The organism is Rhizobium sp. BK661, assembly GCF_024808825.1.
Classification (GTDB): domain Bacteria; phylum Pseudomonadota; class Alphaproteobacteria; order Rhizobiales; family Rhizobiaceae; genus Rhizobium.
On sequence record NZ_JANTYT010000015.1, the window covers coordinates 74497 to 100256 of the forward strand.

Here is a 25760-nt window from a genome sequence, read left to right on the forward strand (position 1 = left end):
GTTCCTCACTTCGACGCTTCCTGCGTCCGAGGAGTCTTTCATGGGATTCATTGATCGCGACATCCAGCCGTCTGACGCGGGGCTGCTGGATGCCTATTCGCAATCGGTATCGAACGCGGTCGATCTGGTTGGCCCCGCCGTCAGCCGCATCGAACGTGTGAGTGGCCGCGCCGGACACGGATCCGGCTTTGCAATTTCACCTGATGGTCTTGTCGTCACCAACAACCATGTCGTCGAAGACAGCCGGACCGTCCGCATCAAGACACCGGAGGGGTTCGCGATCGAAGGGAAGGTCCTTGGCCGCGACCCCGACAGTGATCTGGCGCTCATTCGTGCCAACGACTGGTCTGGGGCTTTTGCCAGACTGGGCGATTCCAAATCGTTGAAGCGCGGCCATATCGCAATCGCGATCGGCAATCCGCTCGGCTTCGAATGGACCGTGACGGCTGGCATCGTTTCAGCGCTCGGGCGTTCGATGCGAGGGGCAAGCGGTCGCCTGATGGACGATATCATCCAGACGGATGCAGCGCTTAACCCCGGCAACTCCGGCGGGCCGCTCGTATCGTCGGCAGGCGAGGTTATCGGCGTCAATACAGCGGTGATCCAGGGCGCACAGAGCATCGCATTTTCCGTCGCTTCCAACACCGCCAAGCATGTTGTGTCGGAACTGCTCCGCTTCGGACATGTGAGACGCGCCTATATCGGCATTGCAGCCGACACCGTCGAACTGCATCGCCGCATTGCGCTTCAGGCCGGCCTTGCGCAGACGACAGCCGTGCGCCTGCGCCGGGTCGAAACGGACAGCCCTGCAGCCCGCGCAGGGCTGCACGAAGGAGACTACCTGCTGGCGATCGACGGCCAGCCGACATCGGGTGTCGATGACGTCGTCAGGCTCCTGGACGGCGACAGGATCGACACGGATATCGAGGTTCTGATCTTCTCGCTGGCGGGCAGGATCGAGCGCCTCACGCTTCGTCCAGCCCATCGCCCGACATAGTTCCGCGGCGCTTCGATGATCCTCTCATGCCGCCCTCGACACTCAGGCGTCCTGGCAGCCGGAGGCGACAGCTTCCTGATGTTGAACGGCGCTCTCGACTGGAGCGTCCGTTCAATCAGCGGCGATTGATGATCGCACCGTTCTCGGCGACGAGCCTGCCGGCCTTGAACACGCGGCGACCTTTCGGAACAGAAACGACAGCTTCGGGGACGTGGCTCGCCGCAAGTGTCACGAAATCCGCCCTCGCCCCGACCTCGATGCCGTAGCCTTCGACATTGAGGGCCTTGGCACCGCCTGAGGTGACGACATCGAACGCAGCATCGAGCTCTGCATCCGTGTAGAAACCCGAACGGTAGCCAATGATCTCTGCGCGCCTCAACATGTCGCCATCGCCGTAAGGCCACCAGGAATCGCGAATGTTGTCGCTGCCGCTGAAAACCACGACCCCTTCGCTCCTCAGGAGCGCAACCGGCGGAAAGTTATGGCTGCCGGGCGCATTGGTCATGATCGATACACCGCTCCTCGCAAGCAGGCCCGCACTCTTGCCGGCAGCCTCGGGGGAAAGGTCACCAAGTCCGTAGGCGTGACTGATGGCAACCCGTCCCTGCATGCCGAGCGCAGTCGTGCGCGCGCAGATTTCTTCGATTGTGAAGGAACCAAGCGTTCCCGGGTCGTGGAGGTGAATGTCGACGTCAACGCCGCGCCTCTCCGCAATCCCGAAGACGACATCGAGATGCCCCTTGATGTCCCGGTCGAAACTCAATGGATCGAGGCCGCCGACGAGATCGGCGCCTAGAACGATGGCCTCGTCCAGCAGCTCCGCCGTTCCCGGACTTTTCAGAATGCCGCCCTGAGGAAAGGCGACGAGTTGAATGTCGATCAGGTCAAGGTATTCCTCCCGAACCTTCAGGATGGTCTCCAGGGATTTCAGCCCCACCGATGCGTCAACCATCACGTGACTGCGCATCAGCAGCGCGCCATTTGCTATGCAGAGATCGAGCTGCTTTCGTGCCCGTTCGTCCATGGGTGCGGCGATTGCCATGTTCTGCGCCTGGAAGGCCACGCGCTCATGGACGTCGAAGCCGTTGGAACAAGGCTTGTGCGCAATCCAGGCATCGCCGTAGAAGCTGGTGTCGAGATGGATGTGGCCCTCGACGAAGCCGGGGACAAGAAGCTCTGCAGCGATATCGATGACGCATCCCGCTTCGGCGTCGCTGCCCTTGTCTGCAATCGATCTGATCCGCCCATCTGCGACCGCAATATCGTAGGTGCCGCCGTCAGAAAGTCTGGCATTCTTAAAAAGCATGTCGATCGTGTCAGTCATATCTTTGTCTTTGAAGCGCCCAGCATCGCAACAGCCGAAGGGAACAAGTCCCCAGCGGCCGCCAAGCGATCGCACTGATCAGGAGAACGGTACCTTCTTGTAGCGGCCGCGCGAAAATATGTCTACAACTTGCGCGCAAAACTGCATGCGATTTTAGTATGCAATTTCTGTCGCAGGTTGCCACACGTTGTTTCCCGCCCGGGACAATCGGGCCGGAAAGGCGCACTTGTCAGTGCAAGGCGCTCACCAAATGGTTACAACAGGTCTTATAGCGTGACGGAACCAGTGCGGAGCCGGCCCTGTTTCCAATGGGAAAGGAGCCGACATGACTGAAGACGTGCATGGAATGTATACGCTCGCCGCACTGCAGAAGCAGTATTGCCTGAACAGGGGAGAAGCCCGGCGATTGATCGAAAGCTTTGGCAACCGCCAACAGGAGATGGACAGGCTTCTTGCCGCGAGAGGACGAACACAACGCCATCGCGTGCGCGAAATTCGGACGCCTGTCTCAAAGGCGCCCTTCGGAATAGGCTAACCTACCCATCATCCAGATGTGAGTTGAAACATGCTCGTGAGAGCTCGGCCGATCCGGCACTGCTCATTCGACAGGCCATGGCCGGCGCCGGTTGCACCGAAACGCGCCGGCTCGTCCGTGGTGACCTAGATCGCGCTTCGAACCCGCTCCCAGGCATTGCCAAGATGCGGCCGAGAACTTCCGAGAGCCGGCTCTCGTCCCTTGCCTCGAGCGCAAAAATCATTTCCTCGTGCTCGGCAACCGCCGCAGCCCATTTCTCGTCGCCTTCGTGACGGATGAAACGGATCCGCTTGAGCCGCGTCTGCAGCATCTGGTGAACTCCGCTCAGTGTCGAGTTCGCGGCCAGCCTGACGATCCCGCTATGGATCTCCTGGTTAAGCTTGTAATATTGCAGGCGATCCCCACCCGGCAGCGCGCAACCATCTCATCGTGCAGACGGCGCATCTGGCTGATGTCGGCATCGCTTGCCAACAGGCATGCAAGCCTGCCCGCGAGCTCCTCGAGATTGCGAAGCACCGCAGAAGCGACGGCAAGCCTCACACCAAGGCTTGGTCGTGCACGGCCACTCGCCGAAAAGAGCATCGGTCATCCTGATGCCGGGGCAATATCGCTTGCCATGATCGCCGCCTGCGCGGCCATGGTTCTCGCGGCTGCCGATGAGCCTGCCTGACCGGGTCCGGTTCAACGGCATCCGTTAAATGGACAGCGGCGCGACAACAGCGCGGCGGTCATGGAACCTCCCGAGCCGCTTGCTGCAGCGGAGGCGCTCGTTCAGTCGACGTCCGGCGAGGAAGCCGCGCCGAGGTTTGTGCTGCTTTTCGACAGGGCCTGCTGGTTCTTCATGAGGCGCAACAGAAGGCTGCGCTTTCTCTTGTGCGGGACGAGATCCTCGTCGCTGACAAGTCGTGCCCCGCCCTCGCGGCGCTCCAGTGTGATCTTCCGGCTATGGAAGGCTTCCAGTTCGGCGCGATGCGCGACGCTAACGATCGTGACCTTCGGCAATTCCTGGATCATCGTCTCCATCATCCTGTCCTGGCTCTTCTCATCGAGTGCTGATGTCGCTTCATCGAGCACGACAAGATCGGGCTTGTGGAGCAGCAGACGGGCAAAGGCGAGGCGTTGCTTTTCGCCACCCGACAACGTCTGGTCCCATGGCGCCTCCTCCTCGATCTTGTCATTCAGATAGTCGAGTCCAACCTTGTCGAGGGCCTCCTTGATCATTTCGAGGGACCAGCTGTCGGCTGCACCAGGATAGGCGACAGCACGCCGGAGCGTCCCGGACGGGATATAGGGCCGCTGCGGCAACATGAACAGTCGCCGACCAGGCCGGAAATTGACGCTCCCTCCACCCCATGGCCAAAGACCCGCAATGGCCCGCACCAGCGTGCTCTTGCCCGAACCGGACTCGCCGGCGACAAGGACCCGCTCGCCGGGAACGACTTCGACCTGTGTTTCCTTGACCACCGCGGTGCCGTCATTGAGCGAGACGGACAGGTCGTTCAGGCTGAGGATCGCCTCGCCCTCGACGTCACCATGCTTGATGCGTCCGAGGGCATCGCTCTGCTCCGCGCGCTCGAGCCCGTCGAGCGACACCATCAGCGACGCAATGCGCCGTGCGCAGGCGTTCCAATCGGCAAGGCGGGGATAGTTGTCGACCAGCCATCCAAACGCGCTTTGAACAATGGCGAAAGCGGAAGCCGCCTGCATCACCTGCCCAAGTGTCATGCTGCCCTCGAGAAACTTTGGAGCGCAAAGCAGGACAGGCACAACGGGCGCAAACAGCATCGATCCCTGTGACACAATCGTCGTGCGCCGGTGCTGGCCTGCAAGCAATGCCCATTGCCTCAGCACGTTGGTAAACGTCTTGTCGAGGTCGCTACGCTCCTCTTCCTCACCACCGAGCAGTGCAATGCTCTCTCCGTTTTCCCGCACGTGCGTCAGCGTATAGCGGAATTCGGCTTCCGCCTGATTCTTGACCTCGGACACGTGGACGAAGTTGCGGCCGATCACCACCATCGAGCTTGATGTGATCGCAGCGTAGATGACAGCGGTAATGACGAGAAAGCCGGGAATCGTGACCGTCGAGCCTGCGACTGTCACATGCAGCGCTCCGCCGATCGTCCAGAGCACGACAATGAAGGTCGAAGCCGCCAGGAATGCCGACATGACGCCGGCGATGAAGTCGACCGGCGACTCCGTGGCGATCCGCAGATCCTCCGCAATACGCGCTTCGGGATTCTTGTGGTCTCCGCCGATGAGGTTCAACTGGTAGTAACGCCCGTTTGCGAGCCAACGGGCAAGCACCGCATTCGTGAGCCACGAACGCCAGCGCCGCTGGATCATCATGCGAAGAGAAACTTGCGCCGCGACAACCACCACGCTTCCAAACACGAGTGGCAGGAACACGCCGCTTAGAAAATATACGGTCGTAGCATTACGCTGCTCTATGGCGTCGAAAATTCGACGGTTCCATACATTGATCCCGTACTGGAAGCCGACGTTTATCACGATCAGTCCCAGTAACCCGATCGTGCATACCCAGGCGAGCCTGCCTCCATGAGGACCCCAGTAACCACGGGCGCTTATCCAGAAACGCTTCAGCAGATACTTCTTGCGCACCTGCTCTATCTCTTCCGGCGTCAACTCCGGATCGGGCTCGATGGCAATTGGCGGCGGCGGGGGTTCGACAGCGGGCGTCGCCTGCTGAGACGTATGAGCCTCATCTTGCCCAGCGCCGTTGGCAGGACCTCGATGGAATTCAATGTCTGTCATGGGCGGCGCACCAAAGGCATGGCAACGAAGAGGTGGACAGGCCGTCGTTCAGGTCCGATCGAACGCTGACGTCCGATTTCACATCCTGCTGTTTCCATCCGGCTGGTCCTCCGATCAAGTCTTTAAGGCGCGCAGAAACTGGCGAAGAAAATCACGACCAAATCTCTGATGCTCGGCTACTCCAACGGCTGGCACTCGCCCGGTCGCCCCATCACCGATCGACAAGGAAGCGACCTGTCGGCAGACAAGGCGAAATTAAAAAGCCAATGCATCGTCGCCGGAATTAATTTCCCTGCGGTGCGGGCTGAACTCGCTGGCTTCCGTCGACGTCTTCGTTCGATCCCGCACCGAGTCAGTGATCCCGCGTCTTCATGCGGAGAGTAGTCTTTGCCGCAGGTCATGGCCCAATCCCTTCACATCGCTGTAAGACGGAAACATCCGACCGATCATAAAGTTCTGATCTCGGACTTTGGTCCGATGATTTTGATTGGCTCTAGGGCATCCCGGTCAAAGCGCAGACAGGTTCGCTTCAGGAGCCGACTGGTTCAACCCGGATGGGCATCTTTCAGCAGCAGAACCGAACGTGTCGAGAGCACTCGCGAGCCAGCATGTACGGGACTTAAGTCTAAGGCCCCTCCGACTGAAGTCCCAAGTTTGGAACAGTGCCATGATTTGTAGGTTGTGACCCCGCAGTGGCAAAAACCCGCCACAACAAAAGGAGGAAACTCTATGAATAACAAAGCAGTAGGAATCGTGGCCGGGGTTCTCCTGGCATCGACGTGCGCCTTTGCGCAGTCGTCGACGGTTACCGGTGCAGCCGGTGGTGCCGCGACGGGAGCCGTCGTCGGTGGTCCCGTGGGTGCGGCCGTCGGTGGCGTCGTCGGTGGCGTCGCAGGTACCCTTCTCGATCCACCGCCTCAGAAGGTGGTGACCTATGTCCAGCAGGCTCCTGCCCCGACAGAACGCATCGTCGTCAAGGAAAAGATTGTCGTCGGACAGCCCTTGCCGAAGACCGTTGTCGTTACTCCGGTTCCTGATCAACCGAAGTACGCATACGCGATCGTCAACGACGGGCGTGTGATCGTCGAACCTTCCTCCCGGAAGGTCATCCAGGTCATCCAGTGACAACGGGCGGCTGCAGCCGCCATTTTCCAGCAATGAGGGTACGCGTGACGCGCATGAGGATGCGCAGTGCATAGCGTTCCCCGATCTTTAGGAGATCAAATCGTGAAGAACAACAATCTCGCCATAATCATCGCAACGTTGTCGCTCAGCGTCTCGCCGTTTGCCACCCTGCCGGCCAAGGCCCAGCAGGATACGCAGACCCAGAGCCAATCAGGTACAGGCGCGCAGACAGGCACGAAGACCGACACGCAGCCCGGTTCCCAGTCGGGTTCGGAGTCGGGTACAAAGTCCGACCAGTCGCAGTCCGATTCAAGCACCTCGGGCACCGATTGTTCTTCGCCTGACGCCTCGGGCGCCTGCTCAAAGAAGAGTATGTCGTCCGAACAGAAAACAGGCTCAGGGTCGGAAACCCAGAAGAGCGCCAAGCAGCCGTCGAGCGACGGCTCGACCAGCGGAACCGCGTCGGGCAAGACATCGACTGAGACCAAGTCGAAGACTGGATCGCAGGACGCCACAGGCAGCACGACGACGCAGCAGAAGCCCGAGTCCGACACCAGCGGCTCGGGGACCTCAGGCTCGAAGAGCAGCACGCAGTCCAAGTCGTCTGACGGAACCGACAAGAGCAACACTACCCAGAGCGGTGATGCCACCAAGCAGTCAAGCGACCAGAACTCGACGACGACCAACACCACCAACAACAACAGCACGACGAGCAACCAGACTACGAACAACAAGACGAACGTCAACGTGACTGTCGAGCAGCAGACGGAAATTCGCCAGGTCGTGAAGGAGGTTCATGTCCAGCCGGTAAGAGAGCCCGACTTCACGGTTTCGGTCGGCACCAGGATTCCAAAGAAGGTCCATCTTGAACCGCTGCCGCCGCGGGTTGTGAAGATCGTACCGGAGTATGAAGGCTACCGCTTCTTCCTCCTTGCGGATGGCCGGATCATCATTGTAGATCCCGATACTCTCGCGATCGTCTATATCCTCACGGCATAGCAGGCAGCTCCCGGCGGCGGCTTGGAGCGCCGCCGGGGCCGCTGGGCCTTTCCCATCATCGTCATTCTGCTGGGCCATGGCGGCCATCCTTTGCGGCCTTGTCCTGACATCAGGCAACACGATAACGACACGCGTCTGGATTCCAGCGAGCACGCCCCAGGCGAATGAGACCGGCTAGATATATCCGGGCTTTGATAAACGACGCCGCAGGCGTTGCAAGTAAGCGGCCCGAAAGAGACAATAGCCCTGTTCGAACCCGAAGCAGGTCCGTCCCCATTCGGATTGCCATTCACGCGACATATCCCCTGACTTCGTTCCCTATGCTCGCGACGACCTGTCTGCTTTCGTAGGGCTTGGCGAAATATCGACAGCCGGAAGGAAGCTCCGGGAGAGCAAGGCTCGGATCGGCAGACATGATCATGACTTTGACCCGAGGTCGCAGCGACTTTGCCAACGTGCCAGTGCCGATCCGTCCAGCCCCTGCTTGAAGTGGATGTCGGTGATGATAGCTTCGATAAAGGGGTCGCGGGGCAAGCACGGCAAGCGCGTCAGCCGCGTCCCGCGCTTCGCTGACAACCATTCGTGCGTCCTCGAGCTCGTCCCTCAGCATCCGGCGGATAAGGGGTTCGTCTTCGACGACGAGCAAGCCTGTCCTGTCCGACGACGACATGGTCGATGCCATCGAGGCAATGGGACAGGGGATCCAGGACAGGGGCAAGGCTGAACCGGGCGACAAGACGATGATCGATGCCTGGCTGCCGGCAACAGCGGCAGCGAGATCCGCTCGCCTTCAAGGCAGCCCCCTTGGCCAATGTCTGAGCGCTGCGCTCGAGGCCGCAACAAGGGGCGCGGAAGCGACAAAAGACATGGTTGCCGCCAAGGGGCGCTCCTCGCGGCTTGGAGACCGGGTCATCGGCCACATGGATCCAGGTGCCGCCTCCGCCGTCGTCCTGATCGAGGCAATCAAGCGCACCTTCGAGAACCTGATCTCCGGGACGGGCCGGCGGCCGATTTCGCCAGAAACCGGCTGCCTCGCCCGTAAACGGGCAGTTTTGCGACAATGTCCGGCGGACGGGGACTTGCATCGCCAGTGGCAGCCGGACTAAGGTCGTTGCCGTTCTCAGGGCGGGGTGCAATTCCCCACCGGCGGTATCAGGCCCAGGCCTGGAGCCCGCGAGCGCTTCCGGTGTTGCCGGAAGGTCAGCAGATCCGGTGCGATGCCGGAGCCGACGGTACAGTCCGGATGGAAGAGGACATGGCAGGCGCGTCTTTCGCAGCGAAAGAAGTGCGTCCTGTCTGTTCGCTCAAGGGATCAGGCCCTCCGGGGCTTTGTCGTCACAGCCGGGCCACCGGCATACCCTTGAAAGGCATTTCAATGCTTCAGACCGTGGTTTCAAAGCAAAAACGCATCGCAGTCGTCCGTGCCCGCTGGCATGCCAATATTGTCGACAAGGCGGTTCAATCCTTCGCCGACGAATGGACGGCCATCGGACGGTGCAGCTCCGACATCGAGGTCATCGATGTGCCGGGCGCCCTCGAAATTCCGCTCCATGCCCAGTCACTGATCGCCACCGGCCGATACGACGCCGTCGTTGCCTGCGCCTTCGTCGTTGACGGCGGGATCTATCGACACGATTTCGTTGCCGCAACCGTCCTTGACGGCATGATGCGCGTTCAGCTCGATACCGGCACTCCCGTCATCTCGGTGGTGCTGACCCCGCATCACTTCCAGGAAACAGACGTCCATGTCGGCTTTTTCGAGCAGCATTTCGTGACGAAAGGAAAGGAAGCTGCCGCCGCCTGCGCCGCCATCCTCGACGCGAGGACGCGTCTGGGGGCCACCGTCATCTAAACCGCCGTCCGGGCCAGTCGACGGCCAGTTACGGCCGTCGTTTCCACGAAACAGCATTGTCCACAGACACGATATCGCGCTTTCACTGGCTCGATTAGACGCTATGCTCTGATCAAACACAGCGCGAGACGTTCATGGCAGAACAAACACAGGCTCAACCGAAGGAACGAATAACAATCCTCGGAGACCTCGAGGCCCCCTCCTTCGTCCCCTGGATCAGGCGTCACGCTGAAAAACTCGGCCTGTCGCAATCCATATCCCACAGCAGTGCCGATCGGATCGAACTCGATGTTGCCGGCCCCGAAGAGTTGATCGACATGATGGAAATGGGATGCTCGCTCGGCCCCATCGATGTCTGGGTGGAAACCATCGTTCGAACGCCGGTTGGCAAGGATCCAAACTAGCCCGGGAACGCCGCCTCGATTTTCCAGTGCACGTTATTTGATCAGCGTTGCCAATGCGAAAAGATTATGCAAACGTGCTTTCCGCCCGTTGCAAGTCTGAAATGACCAGCCACACTTGAAGTACGGCAAGACATTGATAATATAAAGAAAGTTCAAACCATGCCAGCCGAAATGACGGGCTTCTGGGCGCCAGTTGCGCTATCAGGGGATCTACCGCCAGCAACGGTCATCCCCGCACGCACAACAGCCGGCTCGATCGCTCTCTGGAGGTCACAGTCGGGTCGCGTCGCGGCCTCGGCTGACCGGTGTCCCCATCGTGGCATGCGCCTGTCGCATGGCTTTGTCCGCGGCGAGGCCTTGTCCTGCATTTATCACGGCTGGAGCTACTCACAGGCAGGAAATTGTCTTCGCATTCCAGCCCATCCCGGCCTCTCGCCGCCGGAGACAATCCGCGTCGCAACCCAAAAGGTCGAGGAGGCAGACGGCCTGCTCTGGGTGGCTGTCGGAGACCCCGCCCATCAACCGCCCGCACTCGCCGGCCTTGTTCCGCTGCGGTCGCTGACGGTGGAAGCAGACATTGGCGCCATCGAGCGCGCCGCCGGCGCGACCCTGGACGCGCGCGGCGTGCTGGAAACCGTGGAGAATTCGCAGGCAGTCCGCCTGCTGCTCGTCGAATTGCAACCGCACCGCACGCTCGTTCATGTTCTCGTCGATGACGGCGCGACGCCCGCCGAACGCATCATGGCGTCCAGGGCAGCCGAAAGCCTGCGCAGACGCGCTGAAAGCCTGCAGGGAGGGATCGCATAATGGCAGGGAATGCGATGCTCAACGAGTGGTATCCCGTTGGCCTGTTCAGCCACCTCGCCATGGGCGTCTACAAGACGGCCCTGATGGGGGAAAAGATCGCGGTCTCGGCCGACGCGAACGGAGACGCTGTTGTAATAACCTCCGCAGGTCGGATCCTTCCCGTCCTCGTGCGTTTCGGACATGTCTGGTCATCGCTTGGAGAACCTACCAAGGACCTCTTTTCCATTCCCGAGGCTGATCAGCCCGGCCGCCGGTTTGTCGAAGTCGGTGTCGTTCGCGTCCGCTGTTCGCCCCTGCGCGCGGTCGAGAACTTTCTCGACATCGCGCATTTTCCTTTCGTTCACACCGACATTCTCGGCGCCGAGCCACACACGGAGGTCCAGAACTACAAGGTGGAAATTCGAGACGTCGAGGACGAGGTCTGGGCAACCCAGGTCAAGTTCTACCAGCCGCAGGCGGCGAAGTCCGCAAGCGGCGGTATCACCACGGAATACATGTATCGCGTCCCGTCACCGACCTGCTCGGTGCTCTACAAGACCTGCCCACCCCGGCCAACCGAATGGGATGTCATTACCCTCTTCGTCCAGCCGCTGGCCGAGGATCTTTGCGATGTCTGGCCGTGGATGGCGCTCTTTGACGACGAGACCTCGATGACGGACCTCATCCATTTCCAGCAGACTATCTTTCTGCAGGATCGGTCGATCCTCGAAAACCAGATCCCGCACCTGTTACCGCTCGATCCCGGGATGGAGATCCCCACCCGCGCTGACATGACGTCCGTGGCTTACCGGCGCTGGCTCAAACGTCACAATTACACCTATGGTGCACAGCTGGTGGCGCAATGAAACTCTACGATTACATCCTTTCCCCGAGCTGCTACAAAGTGCGCCTGATGGCTGCCCTGACGGGCATTCCTCTTAAGATCAGGCCCGTGGACTTCCATCCGGGCGGCGAGCATCGGAAAGCAGAGCTCCTGGGGCTGAACCCGGCCGGTTCGATCCCGATCCTGGAGGATGGCGATCTTGTCTTGACCGAATCCTCGGCGATGCTCGTCTATCTCTCGATGAAAACCGCGCCCGAGTGGCTGGGTGACGGCACGGCCGAACAGGCAGCCCGCGTGCAGCAGTGGCTTTCCTTCTCACATCGATTGACCGCCAATCTCGGTGGGGCTCGCTTGCATGAGATGCTGCACAGGCCAGGTGACATCGCCGCTCTCCAGGCGCACGGGATCGCGGCGTTGCGCGAACTTGAGGCCGGCCTGGTCGAACAGGGACTGCGGGGCAAGTCGTTCCTCGCATGCGACCGGCCGACGATCGCCGACATAGCCTGCTTCCCCTATGTCGCGCTCGCCCCCGATGGCGGCGTCCTGCTTGATCCCTACCCAGCTATCCGTCTCTGGTCGCGCGCCATTCGCGCGCTCGACGGTTTCATCGAGATGCCAGGCATTCATCGGCTGCATGAGTTGAAGCCCGACCCATCGATCGAGGCGGGTGAGGAATGACATGGCCGGCTATCTCCTGAAAAACTGCGCCGCTGTCGTCGTCGACGACGGCAAGGGGCCGACCGCCCGTCGCAATGTCGATGTCCTGACGGATGGTCCCGTCATGCGGGCGATCGGTGACAATCTGGCTGAGCTTGAGCTTCCGGCGAATACGATAACCAGGGACGCCAGCGGCTGGTTCGTCTATCCCGGGCTCGTCAACACGCACCATCATTTCTTCCAGACTTTCGTACGCAACCGGGCCGACCTCGACTGGACGAAACTGTCTGTCATCGAATGGCTTGATCTGATCTATCCGGTCTTCTCGCGGCTCAACGAGGATTGCTTCTATCACTCCTCTGTCACCGCCATGGCCGAACTGATCAAGCATGGCTGCACGACGGCGTTTGATCACCAGTACTGTTTCCCGAGACATGCCGGCAAACGGCTGATCGACCGGCAGTTCGAGGCTGCCGAGGTGCTTGGCATGCGCTTTCACGCCGGGCGTGGCGGCAACACCTTGCCGAAATCGGAAGGGTCGACCATCCCGGACGCCATGCTGGAAACGACGGACGAATTCATCGCCGATTGCGCCCGCCTGATCGACACCTATCACGACGACAGTCCGTTCAGCATGCGACAAGTGGTGGTTGCCCCCTGTCAGCCCGTCAACAGCTATCGCGAGACCTTTGTGGAGTCGGTAGCGCTGGCACGCGATCGCGGAGTGCGGATGCACACCCACGTCGGAGAAGGAGAGAGCCCGGTCATTGCGGCGCGCCACGGAATGCGGACCGTCGATTATTGCGCGGAACTCGGATTTGCCGGCCCCGATGCCTTCTATGCCCATTGCTGGGAACTCAGCCATGACGAACTGGCGAAGATGGCGGCAGATGGCACCGGCGTTTCCCATTGCCCGGAACCGGTCTATCTGGTCGGGGCAGAGGTGACAGACATACCGGCCATGCAGGCCTTAGGCCTGCGTATCGGGATCGGCTGCGATGGCGCTGCTTCGAACGACAATTCGAACCTAATGCATTGCGTGCACTCGGCCTACATGCTGCAATGCCTGGCGGCTTCAGGGCGAAAACACCCCGTCCCGGTTCCGGTCGACTTCCTCGGCTATGCCACGACCGGTGGCGCGGCGCTGCTTGGTCGAGCGGACATCGGCAGGCTGGCGCCCGGGATGGCCGCCGACCTGTTTGCCATCGATACGCGACGCATGGACTACGTCGGCACACGTCATGATCCGCTGAGCCTGATTGCCAAGGTCGGCATCGGCATGGCGACCGACATGACGATGATCAACGGCCAGATCGTTTGGGAGAACGGCGAGTTCATCGGCCTTGACGAAAAGCGGCTGTTTGCCGAAGCCGAAGCCGCGCTCGCGACCGTCAATTTCTAAAGCATGCAAAAAGGGGAACCAAAATGACCAACATCACCCGCAGAACTCTGATGCAGGGCGTTGCCGCCGCAAGCCTTGCCGGCACCTTCGGCGCACGAGCAACCCTCGCAGCCGACGGCCCGCTCGGCATCACCCTCGTCGTTCCCTCGCCGATCGGCGATGTCGGCTGGGGCCGCGCGCTCCAGGACGGGCTCGAACCGGTCAAAGCCGCCCATGGCGACAAGGTCAAGGTCACCGTGCTCGAAAACATCGCGGAAGGTCCGGATGCCGACCGCATCATGACGAAGTCGGTGGCCGACGGGAACAACTTCCTCATCGCCGGCTCCTTCGGCTACCAGAATGGTGCGCTGCAGATCGCGCGTCGCAATCCGAAGGTCAGCGTGCTTCATGCTTCCGGCTTCCAGGTGGCGCCGAACTTCTCGCCCTTCGCTGCCAAGAACTTCGAAGGCACCTACGTGCTCGGCATGGCGGCCGCCGCACTCTCGAAGACGGGCAAGCTCGGCTCCGTCTCCGCCTTCGCCATTCCGGAACTGATTGCCTCCGTCAACGCCTTCACCCTCGGCGCACAGGCAGTCAACCCGAAGGCAGAGGTTACGGTCGTCTGGGTGAACTCCTGGTTCGACCCGGCCAAGGAGCAGGAAGCAGCCAAGGCGCTCGTCGCCCAGGACTGCGACGTGATCTTCTCCAATGCCCAGGACACGCCGTCGGTGGTTTCGGCCTGCGAAGCGGCAGGTGTCTATTCGCTGAACCTCAATTCCTCGATGAAGAAATATGCGCCGAAGTTTTACCTCGGCTGTGCCGCCACCGACTGGTCGCCGTTCTTCAAGGCGTCCGTCGACGCCCACCTAGCGGGGACCTTCAAGGGTGCCAACGCCTTCCTCGGCATGAAGGAAAAGGTGGTTCACATTGCCGATGCAAGCCCGGACATCCCAGCCGACGTGGCGGCGAAAATGAAGGAAGTCGAGGCCAAGTTCGCCGACGGGAGCGGCTCGCCCTTTGCCGGTCCGGTCACCAAGGCGGATGGCAGCCAGGCCGCGGCTGCAGCCGCGACGCTTTCGGACGCGGAAATCATTGCCATGGATTGGCACGTCAAGGGCGTCACCACGCCTCTGCCGAAGTAAGCCATGCCTGCACCCCTTCTGTCACTCCGCGGCATCTCCAAGAGCTACGGCCAGACCAAAGCCAACCAGGGCATTGATCTGGACGTGGCTGCGCGGTCCATCCATGCGATCCTCGGCGAGAACGGGGCGGGCAAGTCGACGCTGATGAAGCTCATCTACGGCGTCGAGCAGCCGGACGACGGAACCGTCGCCTGGGAAGGCGAGGTCCTCGACCTCGCCTCTCCCGCCGAGGCGCGCCGTCGCGGCATTGGCATGGTCTTCCAGCATTTTTCGCTGTTCGAGACACTGACGGTCATTGAAAACATCCATCTGGTGGTACCTGGACGCAAGAGCGAGTTGACCGAGCGCGCCCGCAAACTCGGCCGCGATTTCGGCCTCGAAGTCGACCCTCTCGCCCACGTGCACGCGCTTTCCGTCGGGGAGCGCCAGCGGGTCGAGATCATTCGCTGCCTGATGACCAACCCGAAGCTCCTGATCCTCGACGAGCCCACCTCCGTGCTGCCGCCCCAGCTCGTCGAGACGCTGTTCGATACCTTGCGCCGGTTGCGGGATGGCGGCGTTTCGATCCTGTTCATTTCGCACAAGCTGGAGGAGATCCGGGCAATCTGCGATCACGCGACGATCCTGCGCGGCGGCAAGGTGACCGGCAACGTGGATCCGCGCGAGCACGATGCCCATGACCTCGCCCGCATGATGATCGGTCACGACATGCCGGAGCCGATGCCGGCGGTTCCCCACGCCGGTGGCGAAAAGCGGCTCCAGATCAATAACCTCAGCCACCGTCCCGACGACCCGTTTGCTGTTTCCCTTTCCAGTATCAGCCTGGCGGTGAGCGCTGGCGAAATTCTCGGCATAGCTGGGGTCTCGGGAAACGGACAGGCCGAGCTCGCCAGGCTGATATCGGGCGAAACAATGCTGCCTCGCGACCAGGCGAACCATATCCTCATGATGGGCAGGGACGTCGGCAGGCTCGATGCGGCCGCACGCCGGAAGCTCGGCTTCGCCTTCGTGCCGGAGGACCGGCTCGGGCGCGGCGCCGTACCGGAAATGCCCCTCACCCTTAACAGCCTCCTGACTGCGCATCCCCTCGATCTTCTGCAGCATGGCCTCGTCGACAGAGCCAAAGCCATTGCCTTTACCGAGGACTGCATGCGCCAGCATGACGTTCGCGCCTCCGGTCCGGAGGCGGAGGCTGGTTCTCTGTCCGGCGGCAACTTGCAAAAATTCATCGTCGGACGCGAAATGATGCTGTCGCCGAAGCTGCTGTTCGTCGCCCAACCGACATGGGGCGTCGATGTCGGAGCAGCCTCTGCCATACGCCGCCGGCTTATTACCCTGCGCAACGAAGGGATGGCCATCCTCGTCATTTCAGAGGAACTCGAGGAGCTTTTCGAGCTCTGCGATTCCATCCAGGTGCTCTATCACGGCACGCTGAGCCGGCCACTCGTCACCCGCGATACCCGGCCGGAAGAGATCGGTCGCTACATGATGGGGGCACAATCCTCCGAGAAGGCTTTCGCATGAGCGCATCCTCCACCCTCCATTTCCTCCCGAGCCTCGTGCGCAGGGAGCGCGCCTCTCTCACGGCAACCCTGCTTGCCCCGGCAATCGCGCTCGTGGTGGCCACGCTTCTCAATCTCGCACTTTATGTCCTGATGGGCCGTGACCCGACAGCCGTCGTCTATGCGATGCTGCTCGAACCGTTCCTGTCCTGGTCGTCGTTTTCCGAAGTACTCCTGAAGATGGGGCCGCTTCTTCTCATTGCCCAGGGTCTTGCGATCGGCTTTCGCGCGAAGGTCTTCAACATCGGCGCCGAGGGCCAGTTCATTCTCGGCGCGATCTTCGCTTCGGCAATTCCGATCTGGTATCCAAACGCTACCGGCCAATGGATCTGGCCGGCGATGCTACTGCTCGGCGCCGTCGGCGGCGCGCTCTGGGCGTCACTGACCGCCGTCTGGCGTGTCCGGTTCAACGCCAACGAAATCCTCGTATCGCTGATGCTGAGCCTCGTGGCAGCGCAACTCCTCTACTACCTGCTGCTAGGCCCATGGAAGGACCCGAACGGTTTCAACTTCCCGCAGTCGGTGATGTTCCAGTACGATGCCATGGTGCCGCTTCTCATTCCCGGCACCCGCGTCAATGTCTCGCTTGTGATCACGCTTGTGCTGTCCGCCCTTGCCTGGATCTTCATGCAGCGCAGCTTTACCGGCTTCAAGCTCCAGGTGGGGGGGCTTGCCCCTCGCGCTGCCGGCTATGCCGGCTTCAGTGAAAGCGGGGCGATCTGGCTCTCGCTGCTGATCGGCGGTTTTGCCGCGGGCCTTGCCGGCGCTGCCGAGGTCGCGGGGCCGCTCGGACAGTTGCAGCGCTCGATCTCGACCGGCTACGGTTATGCCGCCATCATCGTCGCCTATCTCGGAGGTCTGCATCCGCTCGGCATCATCGTTTCCTCGCTGATCATGGCAGCTCTTTACATCGGCGGGGACAATGCGATGGTCTCGGCCAATCTGCCGATCGCTGCTGTCCGCGTCTTCCAGGGCAGTCTCCTGCTCGCCTACCTCATAGCCATCGCCTTCGTGCGGTACCGCATCGACTGGCCTCGCGCCGTTCACCGGAGCCAATCATGAACGCCCTCCAGTTCATCCTTGCCGGCACGCTCGCGGCCGCGACGCCGTTTCTTCTCGCCGCTCTCGGTGAACTCGTCGTCGAACGCGCCGGCGTGCTCAACCTGGGTATCGAGGGTCTGATGGCCTTCGGCGCGGTGCTCGCCTTCGTGATCGTCTACCATGGGGGCGGACATTTTCTCGGCTTCGTCGCCGCTGGCGTCGGCGGTGCGCTGCTGTCGCTGGTCTTTGCCTTTGTCGCACTTGGATTCCGGGCAAACCAGGTCGCGGCCGGGCTCGCCATTGGTATCCTTGGCCAAGGGCTTTCGGCGCTGTTCGGTAAGCCCTATGAAGCGCTTACGGTTCCTGGGATCTCCAAGATCGCCATTCCCTTTCTCTCCCAGATCCCTGTCGTTGGCGGGCTCTTCAAACAGGACATCGTCGTCTGGCTTTCACTCGTAGCAACACTCGCGATCTGGGCGATGTTTTCCTACAGCAAGACCGGCCTGGTCGTGCGTGCCGTCGGTGAGAACCCGAAGGCAGCGCACGCCATCGGCTATCCCGTCATTGCCGTTCGCGTTGCGGCCGTCGCCTTCGGCGGGACCATGGCAGGCTTTGCCGGCGCCTATGCCGCAGTCGTCTACACTCCGCTCTGGGCCGACGGAATGATCGCAGGTCGCGGATGGATTGCGATCGCACTTGTTGTTTTCGGAACCTGGCTTACCGGCCGGATCTTCCTTGGCGCCTGCCTGTTTGGAGCGGTCTCCCTGATGGGACTTGCCGCACAGGCAACAGGCGTGAACATTCCATCGCAGTTGCTGGCAAGTCTGCCTTACCTCGTCACTATCCTTGTCCTCGGCATCATTTCGTCAGACCGGCGTCTTCTAAAGCTGAATGGGGTAGCATCGCTCGGCGAGCCCTTCGAACGCTGAACACCGGTCCAGGGGCGATCGTGGATTCGCCTACCAACCCGGAATGAGAGCAAGCCGGTCACAGCCAATCAGATCTACCACAGGGGCATAAATATTGGTCGCACGGCGTCATCTCGACCGACAGAAACCGCCAGGCGACAGAGGCTGCGGATGGCAGCATCGGTCGTCAGGTCAGCGGATCGCGGTAATCTTTTTTTGACCAATGAATAGTACTAGAACCTTGCGCGACCAGTTCAGCGTACGCGCCCACGGTTATCGAATGAAAGCCAATATCGTTTTAGTCAGAATTTGGTCAGCGGCTGCCATATTGATGGTACTCGTGGCTATCAATCCATTCGGCCGTCACGCGCTCGACGCAGCGACAACGGCATCCTTCCCAGCCGAACGATAGGCTCAGACAGCCGGTGCTGGAGAACACCCGCGTTGTCAACCTTATAGGACAAAGGCAAATCGGCAAGACGACGCCGGTCCGTGATGTGTTCACGCACGGCCTATTCGTAACATTGGACGACCACAACGCTCTTCACGCATTCCGGCAAATTGAGTAGTCGGCCGGAAAAGCTCCTTCCGAATTTCCGCCAATGCTCAGGCCGAACTTTACAAAACTCGCGCCCAATCCGCCGGCCTCATAGAGTTGATCGCTACAGTCCCGGGTTCCGGTTCGGACCCGGTCGAAGGTCTATTAACCTAAAGTAGCCCAATCAAATTCAATCATGGTTATGGCTATTTTGTCATCTTACGTTTAAGTAAGCGATCGATTTTGTGAATGTAGGTGAACTCCTGAAATGCGCATGGATACAGAATTCGAGGAAGAGGCTAGACTTCTTTCGCTCCTGGCAAATGAAAAAAGACTGCTGATTGCCAGCCTTCTCCTGGACAATGAATTGAACGTCGGCGACTTGGCGAAACGCGTCGGCCTTTCGCAATCGGCTCTCTCCCAGCATCTCGCCCGTCTTCGTGAGGGGAATGTCGTGAAAACCCGTCGCGACGCCCAGACGATCTATTATTCGACCGACCACTACGGCGTTCGAAAGATTCTCTCGACGCTCAACGAGATCACTGGACGTTCGACGCAGGCCTTGAAGGCCGCCAGCTGACGTTCGCCAACCATCGGCCGATCGGCGCTTATCGTTGCGGCGACCATCGGGTTGCCTCCCTGCGGACGACTGTCATGCCATCAGTGCCGCGCCCCTTCACCGCGCCTGTCATGGCTTCCAGGGGAATGCCGCGGCTTCGAAAGCTGGTGCGATAGCCCATGCCTTGCAAGCCGCGCCCGGGGCTTCAGACCGGGCAGCGCGGCCGGTGTGAGGGCACCAATCTGGTTCCATTTCTCAGCGACTATCCTTCAGACTGGCAGCACGACAACCGACGACGAGCTTCGCCTCGTGGGACATTGGGAAGACACGCGCCGCCTTGTGCTTGCGCGGGATGGATACAAGTGCGTTTCGTGCTTGACGAAGCTGCGATCGCGTGATGCTGACTTTCATCACCTCCTGCAGCGATCGATGGGCGGCTCCTATGAACTGTCGAGCCTGGTCGTGCTCTGCAACGGCTGCCATGCAGCACATCACCCGAACCTCGCCGGACGGCTGGCAAGACGGGCAATCGAGCGCTGGGCAATGCGTCTTGCCCGCTGGCTCGACCGGGATGCGCGATCGCTCGAAGCCGACATGAATTTCGGCCCGGTGCTGCGCCTGTTCGGTGTCTCCCATTTCCCGAAAGGGACAGCTCCCGATCATCCTTGCTGCGCTCGCCGGCAAGTCCATCCTTGGCGTTAGTCCGACTGGCTCCGGCAAGTCCTCTGCTTTCAGGTGCCTGCCCTGCTGCGCCGGGGCTTCACCATCTCTTTCGCAGCAGGCTCTCCATTGAAGAAGTTCATCTTCTGTGCCCCGTTGAACCCGGCGACGAAAGGCGTTGCAGGCTTGTTGTAGAGCGTCATGGGCTGCCAACCCGTTCGATTTCCCGCCATTCAGGACAACGATCTTGTCTGCCATGGTCAATGCCTCGACCTGATCTTGGGCGACGTAGATCATCGTCGCGCCGAGTTTCGCGTGCAGTTCGTTCGAGGTGCAGCGCAGTGGTGCATCGAGATTCGATAGCGGCTCCTCGAAAAGAAGACCTGCGGATTGCGAATGATGGCGCGGCCGATCGCGACGCGCTGGCGCTGACTTCCAGAGCGCCTTGGGCTTGTCTGGCCAGCAGGCCGGTCTGCACTGCGACGAGCGGCTCGTCCCGAACCTCGAGCTATCCGATGTAATGGCTGCCAACGGCGGCCGGATATGATACCGATGCGGCAAGGCGCCGCCTCGTCACTGGCCCAAGTCGTCACTGGCCAAGTCGTCACTGGCCAATTCGTCACTGGCTCGACGCGCGCCCCCGAGCCTGGCCAATGACCTGGTGGGAGGCAGCAGCACCGGTGATATCCCCTTGATCGTATTCCTGGATTTCGAAGCATCGTCACTCGCCAAGCAGAGCTTCCCGATCGAGGTTGCCTGGGTGTTTCAGGACGGTCGCTCCCGTTCCTTCCTGATACGCCCCGCACCCGACTGGACCGATTGGTCCACCGAGGCGCAAGCGATCCACGGCATTTCGCGAGAACTCATCGATAGCGACGGCATCGCCGCGGATGAGGTGGCGCAGGGCATGATGAAAGAGCTTTCAGGGCACGACCTCTATGCCAGCGCTCCCTCATGGGACGGAAAATGGCTGAGCGTCCTCCTGCGCGCCGGCGGCCTGCCACGCCACGCTCTGAGGATCGGCAAATCCAGGGACGCATTTCTCGCCGCTGCGCGCGATCTCATGGCACCTGCAGCGGACGAAGCCGCGCTCGCAAACCTTGTCGAGGGCGCCATTGCCACCATCAGGTCCGGCAATGCGCCAACCCACCGCGCCCTGCCCGACGCAATGCTCGACCTTCAATGCTGGCACCTGGTTCGCAATGAAGCGGCAAGGCGCACGGGCAAGAGCCTCACATAGAGGGGGCGTCACGCTCTGCGGCCCTTTCCTTCCGTTGCGCAACGGCGTCACCGTCACGATGCCCGGGGGCTCGGTCTCTGCGTACCGGATCGGGCCTTCACCTCCTGGCCAGGGAACCTTTCGCGGGCTCGCACGCCTGCCTCCGGGGTGCGTCTTTCAAGGGAGCATGATCTTGATCAATGACCTCTGGTACAAGAACGCCGTCATCTATTGTCTTTCCGTCGGGACATTCATGGATGGTGAACGGCGACGGCGTAGGTGATTTTCAGGGCCTTGAGCGACGTCTCGACTATCTCGCCGGACTCGGCGTCACCGCCATATGGCTGAGCCCTTCCAGACGTCCCCCGGACGCAACGACCGTTACGACGTTTCCGACTACTACAACGTCGATCGTCGATACGGCACGCTTGGCGATTTCGTCGAATTCACCCATGGCGCAAAACAGCGCGGCATACGCGTCCTGATCGATCTTGTCGTCAATCACACCTCTGACCAGCATCCGTGGTTCAGGGACGCATGCTCGGACAAGGCGCACATCTCCGGTTTATGGAGATATAAGATAGATACATTATAACTAGTTATAAGCCAATATTCTCATCAGGGTCGTCACAGTTGATTCCGATCAAGACTGTTGACGCGGTCGTGCCAGAAGGATGCCAGATAGGAAGGTTTGTGACATGGATCTTTTAACATTCGGGCTTGGCGTCTTTGGCCTTCTCGTTCTACCCGGCCCGACAAATGCCGTGCTTGCCCTGGCCACCTCCGCCCTCACACCAGGACGATGCCTCACGCTTGTGGGTGCGGTGGTTGTCGCCTATCAAATCATGGTCCTGCTGGTCTCCGGCTTTGCCAGTCCAATCTTTCATTCACATCCCGAAATCGCCCAGGCCGTGAAGTTTCTTGCGGCGACCTGGGTTCTCGCCCTGGCATTGAAACTGTGGGCACCTTCTCAAGGTGGGAAGGCAGCAACCGTTGGCCCGCGCGAACTCTTCGTCACGACGCTCCTCAATCCGAAGGCCATCATCATCGGGCTGGCCATGGTGCCGTCAGTGGGGGCAGATGCCGTCCCGACTATGCTGGTTTTGTTGGCAACCACGGCGGCGACCTCCGCTCTGTGGCTTGCCTTCGGACGGGCGATCATCGGCCGGAGGCAGGAAATGCCGCTGTTTGCCCGGCGCTGCGGCTCCGCGGTTCTTCTCGTTTTCTGCGTCATGCTGACGCTCAGCGGTCTCACGTGATCTCCACGATGATCGTCAGTCCGATCCTTGCGGCCTTCTGCGACACAGGCCACATATGAGGCCGTATCCGTAAAGCCAGGAGATCACCGTGCCGTCCGCCTTTCCCGATCCAAACCAGTATGCCGCGTTCCTCTTCGACATGGACGGCACCATCCTGAGCTCGACCGCGTCAGCGGAACGGGTCTGGGGAGCCTGGGCAGAGCGCCACGGACTTGATCCCGTCCGCTTCCTGCCGACCATGCACGGAAAACGGGGTATCGACACGATCCGTCAGCTCGGCCTTCCCGGTATCGATCCTGTCGCAGAATCCGACAAGATCACGAAGGCCGAAATCGACGACGTCGACGGTGTTGTCGCCATTCCCGGCGCTGCGGAGTTCCTCGCCGCGCTGCCGCCCGAGCGCTGGGCAATCGTAACCTCCTCGACCAAGCCTCTGGCCCTACGCCGGCTTGGCGCAGCAGGGCTGCCCGTTCCCCGCTTCATGGTCACCGGAGACGACGTTACCATCGGCAAGCCGAATCCCCAGTGCTACATCCTTGGCGCCGAGGTCCTCGGCGTTCGTTCAGCCGACTGTCTCGTCTTCGAGGATGTCGAGGCCGGCGTGCAGGCGGGCGAAGCGGCGGGAGCAAGCGTCCTGGTGATAACAGCCGCCGGTCACAAGCAAGATCTCGGCAATCGCCCATCAATCGAAAACTACACGACCATTTCTCCCGAAATCGCTGGGGACGGTCTGATGTCAATTGTCCCTAGGCGACAGATCATCGGGTAGCCGTCCCGGGGCCAAGGAGCGAGGGCCGAGGAGCGATCGAGGTCGCCGGGATGACAATTCAGAGCCGCGCGGTTTTGTGCCGTTCATCGCGTCTCTCACTCTTATGAAACGGCGGTACAGGCCGCGGCCCTCCGCCATGCGACAACATCAACCGTAGTGCTTGAAGTCGCCGGTGGCCGACTGCAGCAATGTCAGCGGGTAACGTTCGGGGTGGTGGATCAGGGATGTCATGTTTATCGGCCGGTCACGCTCATCAAAGGCGATCTGGTCGACTGTCAGCACCGCCCCCGGCTGTGGAAGTTGAAGGAGTTCTGCTTCCACCGCACTCGCGAGCCGCGCGCTGAGCGTTGTCTGGCCCCGGCGCGGCTGAATCTTGTAGAGCTCTCGCAATTCAGAATAGAGCGACCGATTTGCAATCGTCCAGTCAAGACCGGTCAGGCCGGGGGCCCTCGACGCCGCGATCCAGTCCGTCTGCAGGACGACCGGAATTTTATCGAGCAGACGCAAGCGCGACAGGACGATGACGTCCGATCCAGGCGGCAGCATCAACGGCCGGGTGACATCCAGCGATGCCTTGACGACGGCGATGTCGAGCAGCCGTTGCCCGGGCGTGCGACCACTTGCAAGGGCGGTGCTGGTGAAGCTTTTGAGGACTTCGAGCTCGAAACCTGCACCGTTGTCGACAACGTAGAGACCCTTGCCAGCCTGGCTTTGCACGACACCTTGGCGGATCAGTTCGCGCACGGCATGTCGTATGGTGATACGGCTGACATCGTAGAGCGAAACCAGCTCGCGCTCGGAAGGCAACTTGCCGCGCAATGGCACCTTCCCCTCGCGGATCGACGACAGCAGCGCCTCATAAACCTGTTGATGGAGCGGACGGGGAGCAGTCCTGTCGATGGTCGCCTCACCGGCCTTGCTTGTCGCTCTCTGTCCTGTCGTCACGCTCCGCTCCCGGATCGGTGCTTGCTAGGCGGTGTCACATCTTTGCTCGCAGTAAGTGCAAGAGTCCAGTTGACATGACTGGTCATAACCAGTCCTATTAGGATCAGGAACCACAGAGTTCCACACAGTTCAAGTGTGATAAAGACAAGGAACAGCTCATGTTGAAGAAATGCCTCGCTGCGGCTGCAGCCGTTGCCGGCCTCTGGGCCAGCACCGCACATGCGGAAACCATTTCGGCCTTCTGTTCACCGACGGAATTCGAGCTTTGCACCAAGGTTGCCGACGCCTGGAAGGCGAAGACCGGAAACGAGGCGAAGATCAACAAGATGCCGGCGCTGCTCGATGATGCGATCCCGCTTTACCAGCAGTTGCTGGCCGCAAAATCGAAGGATGTCGACGTCCTATTTCTCGACGTGATCTGGCTTGGCATGTTCAAGGCCAACCTTCTCGATCTGAAGACGATGATCCCCCAGGCCGACCAGGACAAGCATTTCGCCTCGACGCTGAATGCGGCAAAGCTTGACGGCAACCTTGTCGCGATGCCCGCCTACATGGATGTGGGCCTGATGTTCTATCGCAAGGACCTCCTTGAAAAATATGGCAAGCAGCCGCCGAAGACCTGGGACGAACTTGCCAGCACGGCGAAGGAAATCCAGGACAAGGAGCGTGCTGACGGCCACGACAAGATGTGGGGCTATGCCTGGCAGGCAAAAAGCTATGAGGGCCTGACCTGCGATGCGATCGAGGTGATTGCCTCCAATGGCGGCGGCACCATCATCTCGGATGACGGAAAGGTGACGATCAACAATGCCGACGCCGCCGAGGCGATCAAGAAGGCAAAGGGATGGATTGGTTCGATCAGTCCGGAAGGCGTCCTGAACTACGATGAGGAGGCGTCACGGGCGGTCTTCGAAGCCGGCGACGCAGTATTCCATCGCAACTGGCCCTATGTCTGGGGAACCTCCCACAAGGAGGGCAGCGCGATCATCGACAAGGTCGGGGTCATGCCACTGCCTGTCGGCAAGGAGGGGCAGAAATCCAGCGGTTGCCTTGGTCCGATGTACTATGGCGTTTCCAAGTACAGTGCAAAGCCTGAGGTCGCTGCAGACTTTGTGAACTTCATCACCGGCACCGACATGCAGAAGATGCGTGCCGTCGACGCAACCCTCAATCCATCCATCCAGTCGCTTTACAGCGATCCCGAGGTTCTGGAAAAGATCCCGTTCCTGAAGGACAACCAGCAGGCCTTCGCAGACAGTGCGGTGCGGCCATCAGGCTATACGGGCACCAGCTACAACCGAGTCTCCCAGGCCTTCTATCGCTCCGTGCACGACATGCTGTCGGGTTCCACCGATCCCAAGGACGGTTTCGCTTCACTCGGCAAACGCCTCGAGAAGCTCAAGGAAAGCCGCTAATCGGCAAAAGACGCGGGGGGCGTCGCAGGGCGACCGTGGCGCTGACCCCCGCGTCCTTTTTTCGCCG

25 protein-coding genes, 4 pseudogenes and 1 riboswitch are annotated in these 25760 nt (G+C 60.7%); of the genes and pseudogenes, 23 read left to right on the top strand and 6 right to left on the bottom strand.

Annotated features, from left to right (window positions below; translation table 11 throughout):
- The first annotated feature begins 40 nt into the window (after positions 1–40).
- Positions 41–997 carry a S1C family serine protease gene (locus FHX16_RS23810; protein ID WP_183756459.1) on the top strand — a complete coding sequence of 319 codons (957 nt, stop codon included), beginning with the start codon at positions 41–43 and terminating at the stop codon, positions 995–997.
- Between the two features lie 115 nt (positions 998–1112).
- Here the strand turns inward: FHX16_RS23810 and FHX16_RS23815 are convergent, their stop codons facing one another.
- Positions 1113–2321, bottom strand: a complete 1209-nt coding sequence (locus tag FHX16_RS23815; RefSeq protein WP_183756460.1) for an amidohydrolase family protein — start codon at positions 2319–2321, stop codon at positions 1113–1115.
- Between the two features lie 325 nt (positions 2322–2646).
- Here FHX16_RS23815 and FHX16_RS23820 point away from each other — a divergent pair, with 325 nt between their 5' ends.
- Complete coding sequence (locus FHX16_RS23820) at positions 2647–2856, top strand: hypothetical protein (protein ID WP_183756461.1); 210 nt, start codon at positions 2647–2649, stop codon at positions 2854–2856.
- A gap of 125 nt (positions 2857–2981) precedes the next feature.
- Here FHX16_RS23820 and FHX16_RS23825 read toward each other — a convergent pair.
- Positions 2982–3372, bottom strand: a pseudogene (locus FHX16_RS23825) (GntR family transcriptional regulator); the annotation flags it as partial.
- On the opposite strand from FHX16_RS23825, the pseudogene FHX16_RS23830 reads away from it, so the two are divergent.
- Positions 3365–3526 (top strand): annotated as a pseudogene (locus tag FHX16_RS23830) (DAK2 domain-containing protein); the annotation flags it as partial. The pseudogenes FHX16_RS23825 and FHX16_RS23830 sit on opposite strands and share 8 nt — an antisense overlap.
- 101 nt (positions 3527–3627) lie before the next feature.
- On the opposite strand, the gene FHX16_RS23835 reads toward FHX16_RS23830, so the two are convergent.
- A complete protein-coding gene (locus FHX16_RS23835; protein ID WP_259130691.1) occupies positions 3628–5628 on the bottom strand; it encodes an ABC transporter ATP-binding protein/permease in 2001 nt (666 codons plus the stop codon).
- 729 nt (positions 5629–6357) lie between these two features.
- Between FHX16_RS23835 and FHX16_RS23840 the strand changes: the two genes are divergently transcribed.
- Positions 6358–6753, top strand: a complete 396-nt coding sequence (locus FHX16_RS23840) for a DUF1236 domain-containing protein (RefSeq protein ID WP_259130692.1) — start codon at positions 6358–6360, stop codon at positions 6751–6753.
- Positions 6754–6855: 102 nt separating this feature from the next.
- On the top strand, positions 6856–7752 hold the full coding sequence (locus FHX16_RS23845) for a DUF1236 domain-containing protein (RefSeq protein ID WP_259130695.1): 897 nt from the start codon (positions 6856–6858) through the stop codon (positions 7750–7752).
- Between the two features lie 289 nt (positions 7753–8041).
- On the opposite strand, the gene FHX16_RS23850 is transcribed toward FHX16_RS23845, so the two are convergent.
- A complete protein-coding gene (locus FHX16_RS23850; protein ID WP_259130696.1) occupies positions 8042–8422 on the bottom strand; it encodes a hypothetical protein in 381 nt (126 codons plus the stop codon).
- Between FHX16_RS23850 and FHX16_RS23855 the strand changes: the two genes are divergently transcribed.
- From FHX16_RS23855 to FHX16_RS23915, 13 genes are all read left to right on the top strand, one after another.
- The gene (locus tag FHX16_RS23855; RefSeq protein ID WP_259130741.1) at positions 8331–8858 is read left to right on the top strand and encodes a dihydroxyacetone kinase subunit L; all 528 of its coding nucleotides are present in this window, start codon (positions 8331–8333) and stop codon (positions 8856–8858) included. The two genes, FHX16_RS23850 and FHX16_RS23855, sit on opposite strands and share 92 nt — an antisense overlap.
- Positions 8859–8864: 6 nt before the next feature.
- A riboswitch (FMN riboswitch) is annotated at positions 8865–9011 on the top strand.
- Positions 9012–9127: 116 nt separating this feature from the next.
- The gene (locus FHX16_RS23860; RefSeq protein WP_259130698.1) at positions 9128–9604 is read left to right on the top strand and encodes a 6,7-dimethyl-8-ribityllumazine synthase; all 477 of its coding nucleotides are present in this window, start codon (positions 9128–9130) and stop codon (positions 9602–9604) included.
- A gap of 134 nt (positions 9605–9738) precedes the next feature.
- On the top strand, positions 9739–10008 hold the full coding sequence (locus tag FHX16_RS23865; RefSeq protein WP_183756467.1) for an acylphosphatase: 270 nt from the start codon (positions 9739–9741) through the stop codon (positions 10006–10008).
- Positions 10009–10167: 159 nt separating this feature from the next.
- A complete protein-coding gene (locus FHX16_RS23870; RefSeq protein ID WP_183756468.1) occupies positions 10168–10815 on the top strand; it encodes a Rieske 2Fe-2S domain-containing protein in 648 nt (215 codons plus the stop codon).
- Positions 10815–11660 (top strand): aromatic ring-hydroxylating dioxygenase subunit alpha, encoded by an 846-nt coding sequence (locus FHX16_RS23875; RefSeq protein ID WP_183756469.1) that lies wholly within the window; start codon positions 10815–10817, stop codon positions 11658–11660. The genes FHX16_RS23870 and FHX16_RS23875 overlap by 1 nt, the downstream gene beginning before the upstream one ends.
- Entirely contained in the window at positions 11657–12316 is a 660-nt protein-coding gene (locus FHX16_RS23880) for a glutathione S-transferase family protein (protein ID WP_183756470.1), read from the top strand. The genes FHX16_RS23875 and FHX16_RS23880 overlap by 4 nt, the downstream gene beginning before the upstream one ends.
- 1 nt (position 12317) lies before the next feature.
- A complete protein-coding gene (locus FHX16_RS23885; protein ID WP_259130701.1) occupies positions 12318–13697 on the top strand; it encodes an amidohydrolase in 1380 nt (459 codons plus the stop codon).
- 23 nt (positions 13698–13720) lie between these two features.
- Positions 13721–14818: a BMP family ABC transporter substrate-binding protein gene (locus FHX16_RS23890; RefSeq protein WP_183756472.1), complete on the top strand. Its 1098-nt coding sequence runs from the start codon at positions 13721–13723 to the stop codon at positions 14816–14818.
- Positions 14819–14821: 3 nt separating this feature from the next.
- Positions 14822–16342 carry an ABC transporter ATP-binding protein gene (locus FHX16_RS23895; RefSeq protein ID WP_259130704.1) on the top strand — a complete coding sequence of 507 codons (1521 nt, stop codon included), beginning with the start codon at positions 14822–14824 and terminating at the stop codon, positions 16340–16342.
- A complete protein-coding gene (locus tag FHX16_RS23900) occupies positions 16339–17442 on the top strand; it encodes an ABC transporter permease (protein WP_183756474.1) in 1104 nt (367 codons plus the stop codon). The genes FHX16_RS23895 and FHX16_RS23900 overlap by 4 nt, the downstream gene beginning before the upstream one ends.
- Complete coding sequence (locus tag FHX16_RS23905) at positions 17439–18350, top strand: ABC transporter permease (protein ID WP_183864503.1); 912 nt, start codon at positions 17439–17441, stop codon at positions 18348–18350. The genes FHX16_RS23900 and FHX16_RS23905 overlap by 4 nt, the downstream gene beginning before the upstream one ends.
- 785 nt (positions 18351–19135) lie before the next feature.
- A complete protein-coding gene (locus FHX16_RS23910; protein WP_183756476.1) occupies positions 19136–19447 on the top strand; it encodes a helix-turn-helix transcriptional regulator in 312 nt (103 codons plus the stop codon).
- Between the two features lie 318 nt (positions 19448–19765).
- A complete protein-coding gene (locus FHX16_RS23915) occupies positions 19766–20128 on the top strand; it encodes an HNH endonuclease (protein ID WP_259130742.1) in 363 nt (120 codons plus the stop codon).
- Positions 20129–20196: 68 nt separating this feature from the next.
- On the opposite strand, the pseudogene FHX16_RS23920 reads toward FHX16_RS23915, so the two are convergent.
- Positions 20197–20526 (bottom strand): annotated as a pseudogene (locus tag FHX16_RS23920) (sugar ABC transporter ATP-binding protein); the annotation flags it as partial.
- Positions 20527–20777: 251 nt separating this feature from the next.
- Here FHX16_RS23920 and FHX16_RS23925 point away from each other — a divergent pair.
- The 4 genes and pseudogenes from FHX16_RS23925 (at position 20778) to FHX16_RS23940 (ending at position 23333) form a co-directional block, all read left to right on the top strand.
- The gene (locus tag FHX16_RS23925) at positions 20778–21326 is read left to right on the top strand and encodes a transcriptional regulator (RefSeq protein ID WP_259130707.1); all 549 of its coding nucleotides are present in this window, start codon (positions 20778–20780) and stop codon (positions 21324–21326) included.
- A gap of 172 nt (positions 21327–21498) precedes the next feature.
- Positions 21499–21852, top strand: a pseudogene (locus tag FHX16_RS23930) (alpha-amylase family glycosyl hydrolase); the annotation flags it as partial.
- A 151-nt stretch (positions 21853–22003) separates the two neighbouring features.
- Entirely contained in the window at positions 22004–22564 is a 561-nt protein-coding gene (locus FHX16_RS23935; RefSeq protein ID WP_183756477.1) for a threonine transporter RhtB, read from the top strand.
- A 139-nt stretch (positions 22565–22703) separates the two neighbouring features.
- Positions 22704–23333, top strand: a complete 630-nt coding sequence (locus FHX16_RS23940; RefSeq protein WP_183756569.1) for an HAD-IA family hydrolase — start codon at positions 22704–22706, stop codon at positions 23331–23333.
- Between the two features lie 147 nt (positions 23334–23480).
- Here FHX16_RS23940 and FHX16_RS23945 read toward each other — a convergent pair whose 3' ends face one another.
- Complete coding sequence (locus tag FHX16_RS23945) at positions 23481–24278, bottom strand: GntR family transcriptional regulator (RefSeq protein ID WP_259130708.1); 798 nt, start codon at positions 24276–24278, stop codon at positions 23481–23483.
- A 158-nt stretch (positions 24279–24436) separates the two neighbouring features.
- Between FHX16_RS23945 and FHX16_RS23950 the strand changes: the two genes are divergently transcribed.
- The gene (locus tag FHX16_RS23950; protein ID WP_183756478.1) at positions 24437–25693 is read left to right on the top strand and encodes an ABC transporter substrate-binding protein; all 1257 of its coding nucleotides are present in this window, start codon (positions 24437–24439) and stop codon (positions 25691–25693) included.
- Positions 25694–25760 lie beyond the last annotated feature (67 nt).